This is a genomic window from Burkholderia sp. Se-20373, assembly GCF_017104705.1.
Lineage (GTDB): Bacteria > Pseudomonadota > Gammaproteobacteria > Burkholderiales > Burkholderiaceae > Burkholderia.
Map to the genome: position 1 here is coordinate 1 of NZ_JAAGPH010000282.1, position 3,858 is coordinate 3,858.

Consider the following 3,858-nt stretch of genomic DNA (forward strand, 5'->3'; position numbering starts at 1 on the left):
CGCGCCGGCGAAGGCCGCGGCGGCCAGCGATGCCGCCGTGCAGGTCGCGCAGAATGCCGCGTCCGCCGCATCCGCCGTACAGCCGGCCACGATCGTCAACGACGACGCGGCTTCCCGAACCGTTGCATCCGCATCGTCCGCGTCCGCCGCGGACAACAGCCGCCTGTCGCGTGCGCTCGCCAACGGCGCCGACGACGCATCGGGTGCGGCCACGGCCGGTGCGGCCGCCGCCGCCGCTGCCGCGACGACCAAAACCGCGAAGGCCGACGCCGCGAAGGGCGCGAAGGTCGCCGCGCACGGCAAGACCGATACGAAGGCCGACACGAAAGCCGAGGCCCGCAAGCGTCACAAGGAACAGCAGGCCGAGCTCGCGCAGGCGAAGAAGCATCGCGACGCGACGCCGGCCCGTACCGCGAAGGCGGGCGGCAAGGACGATCCGGATGCGGACCTGCTCGCGGCGCTCGTCGCGCGCACGAAGCCGGCCGACAAGAAGCTCGCCGCGCAGAAGGCGCCGGCCGTGCCGACCAAGACGGCCGCGACGACCGGCTCGCTGGCGTCGCGCGTGAAGGAGTGTTCGGAGCGTGGTTTCTTCGAGGATCAACTGTGCCGCTGGCGCGTCTGCGATGGTCACTGGGGCAAGGACCCCGCGTGCCCGAGCGCCGCGCAGTCGGAGACGCGGCAGTAACGCGTCCCGCGCGTGTCGACCCGCCGCACCTGCGCCGCCCGTTGGGCGGCGCGTTGCTTTTGGGGGCCGCGGAACCGGACGGTATGATGCGGCGTGACGCTGTCACCGGCGCGTCATGCCCGTCGGGCATACGTCTTCTTTCCTTTTCCGGTGCGGGCGCGCGACCCGCTTTGCGCGGCGCGCCGTGCGCCGCACGACCTTCGACACGATGGACCTGATCGTACAGACTTACGGCGCCGATACGTCCGGCATGGTGTGCGGATTCCGCTTCGTTCCCGGCGGCTCCGGCGCGACGCTCGATGCGGACGCGGCGGCCGGATGGCTGCGCACGTGCCGCGAGAACGACGCCGCGTCGGACGATTTCGTCTGGCTGCACTTCAATCTCGCGCATGGCGCGAGCGAGCGCTGGATGCGCACGCATCTCGGGCTGCCCGACAGCTTCTTCGAATTCCTCCACGAAGGCTCGCGCTCGACGCGCATCGAGCAGGAAGACAGCGCGCTGCGCGCGATCGTCAACGACGTGATGTTCAACCTCGAACTGACGCCGTCGGAGATCGCGACGCTGTTCGTCCACGTCGAGCGGCGCATCATGGTCACCGCGCGGCTCAAGCCGCTGCGCTCGGTCGACACGCTGCGCGCGTGCGTGCGCGACGGCGAGCAGTTCAGGTCGCCCGCGGAACTGCTCGTCCACCTGCTGCGCGACCAGGCCGACCTGCTGATCCAGATCATGCGGCGCACGAGCGTCGACGTCGACCGCATCGAGGATCGCTTCCTGTCGCAGCGGCTCACGTCGAGCCGCATCGAGCTCGGCGCGATGCGCCGCACGCTGACGCGCCTGCAGCGCATGCTCGCGCCCGAGCCCGGTTCCATCTTCCGGCTGCTCGCGAAACCGCCAGCGTGGCTGCATCTCGAAGACGTGCAGGAGCTGCGCGAATCCACCGAAGAGTTCTCGCTGGTGCTGGCCGATCTGGCGGGGCTCAACGAGCGGATCAAGCTGTTGCAGGAAGAGATCGGTTCGCGTCTCGACGAGCAGAACAACCGGACGCTGTTCACGCTGACGCTCGTGACCGTGATCGCGCTGCCGATCAACATCGTCGCCGGCTTCTTCGGGATGAACGTCGGCGGCGTGCCGTTCTCGGAGAACAAGCACGGCTTCTGGCTGATGGTGCTGCTCGTCGCGGGTTTCACGGTGCTCGCCGCGTGGTGGGCGTTCCGCCGGCGCGACGACCGCTAGCACCACCGGCGCCGCATCGACGCGTCAGCGCAGCAGCGCAATCGCGCGTTCGCCGATCACCATCCCGAGCAGGCCCACGAGCGCGACGAGCGGCGGGGCCGGCGAGCGCACGTGCAGCAGCGCGTACACCACGCCGACGCCGAGGCCCACCGCGAGCGAAGTCACGTAATCCATCATGGCGGTCTCCCGTGTGGTCCGGCGTCAGGGCTTGAGGATGACGCGCTCGCGCGCGCCGGCCAGCACCGCGCGATACGCGTCGTGTGCGCGCTCGAGCGGGTACACGTAGTCGTCGCCGATCGGGAACGGGCGCAGCGTGCCGTTGCCGAAGCCGGGCGCGAGCGTGTCCAGAATCTGCGCGACCGTGGCGCCGCCGAGCTGCAGCGAATCGACGCCTACGAACGTGTGCTGGCCGCGATAGAACGCGAAGATGTCGAACGGCACGCTGCGGTCGATCGTCGAGATGAAGATCTGCCGCGCGCCGATCGCCATCGACGCGTTCGCCGCTTCGAAGTACGGGCTGCCCACCGTGTTGTAGACGATGTCCGCGCCGTGGCCGCCGGTTGCCGCGCGCACCGCGTCGGCCACCGGTTCTTTCGACGCGTCGATCATGTGCACGTCGCCCGATGCGTGGCCGCGATAGCCGCCGGCGCTGCGCTCGACGCCGATCACGGTCGCGCCGTGCGCGGTCGCGAGCTGGATTGCCGCCTGGCCGACCTTGCCGTTCGCGCCGAACACGAGCACGACGTCGCCGGCCGTCGGCATGCCGGCGCGGCGCAAGCCCTCGTAGGCGGTGACGAACGGCACGCCGACGCCGGCCGCTTCGTCGAGCGTCAGCACGGCGGGCTTGCGGCGCACCAGCGGCGCATCGAGTACGAGCCACTCCGCATGCGAGCCGTCGCGATGCACGCCGAGATCGCCGCCCGAGCCCCACACCGGCGCGCCGATCCAGCCGTCCGGGCCGCTGCGCACGATGCCGGCCCAGTCGCGCCCGGGCGTGCGTGGCCATACCGCGTGCGGCATGCGGCCGAGCGCGGCCTTCACGTCGCTCGGGTTCACGCCGGCCGCGCGCACCTCGATCAGCATCTGGCCGTCGGCCGGGACGGGCGGGTCGATTTCCCTGACGCGCGCGTCGAGCGACTCGATGTCGGCGGCGGGGGCGTCGAAGCGGATGCTGCGCATGATGATCTCCGTGGCGGATGGCTGTCGCGCAGCCCGATGGGGCGGTGCGCGCAGCGGGTGAAAAGGATGCATGCAGTCTAGTCGGCCCGGTTTGACGCGGAAACGTGCAAAGGCGGATGATTGCTTTGCGTTAAACGCATAGCCAAATCGGAAGGCACCGAATGGACGACTTTCTTTCCCCGCATCTGGCGCTGTTCGTCGACGTAGTCGACCAGCAGAGCTTCTCGGCGGCCGCGCGCCGGCTGGGTGTCGCCGCGTCGTCGGTCACGCGGCGCATCGACCGGCTCGAGACGCAGCTCGGCATCCGCCTCCTGCATCGCACCACGCATGCGCTGCGGCCGACCGAGGCAGGCCAGTTGCTGTACGGGCGCGCGACGCGGATGCTGGCCGAGCTGCGCGGCTTGCAGGAAGACCTGCACAGCCAGCACGACGAGCCGAGCGGGCTGCTGCGCGTCGACTGCCCGGCGCCGTTCGGCCGCCGGCATCTGATGGCCGCGCTGGCTGCCTTCATGCAGCGCCATCCGGCGCTGCAGGTCGACCTGGTGCTGACCGACAGCATGGTCGACCTGCAGGGCGCGCGGCTCGGCTCCGACGTCGATCTCGCGGTGCGCATCGGCCCGCTCGAGGACACGCGCTTCGTCGCGACCGTGCTGGCGCCACAGCGGCGCGTGCTGTGCGCGAGCGCGGCGTATCTCGCGCGGCGCGGCGAGCCCGAGTCGCCCGACGCGCTCGCCGGTCACGACTGCCTCGCCTGGCACGG

General features: G+C 70.7%; 5 protein-coding genes. 3 read left to right on the plus strand and 2 right to left on the minus strand.

The window, feature by feature from the left end:
- Together G3N96_RS37875 and G3N96_RS37880 are read left to right on the plus strand one after the other, a co-directional pair.
- Window positions 1–685: phage tail protein (locus G3N96_RS37875; RefSeq protein WP_206140410.1), on the plus strand; the 685-nt coding region annotated here is incomplete at its 5' end.
- A gap of 208 nt (window positions 686–893) precedes the next feature.
- Complete coding sequence (locus G3N96_RS37880; RefSeq protein ID WP_206140411.1) at window positions 894–1,919, plus strand: transporter; 1,026 nt, start codon at window positions 894–896, stop codon at window positions 1,917–1,919.
- Window positions 1,920–1,943: 24 nt separating this feature from the next.
- Here the strand turns inward: G3N96_RS37880 and G3N96_RS37885 are convergent, their stop codons facing one another.
- Window positions 1,944–2,093 (minus strand): DUF1427 family protein, encoded by a 150-nt coding sequence (locus G3N96_RS37885; protein WP_226207833.1) that lies wholly within the window; start codon window positions 2,091–2,093, stop codon window positions 1,944–1,946.
- 27 nt (window positions 2,094–2,120) lie between these two features.
- Window positions 2,121–3,098, minus strand: coding sequence for a zinc-binding alcohol dehydrogenase family protein (locus G3N96_RS37890; protein WP_206140412.1), 978 nt, complete (start codon window positions 3,096–3,098; stop codon window positions 2,121–2,123).
- 161 nt (window positions 3,099–3,259) lie between these two features.
- On the opposite strand from G3N96_RS37890, the gene G3N96_RS37895 reads away from it, so the two are divergent.
- Window positions 3,260–3,858 (plus strand): LysR family transcriptional regulator (locus G3N96_RS37895; protein ID WP_206140413.1); only part of this gene is annotated, 599 nt, incomplete at its 3' end.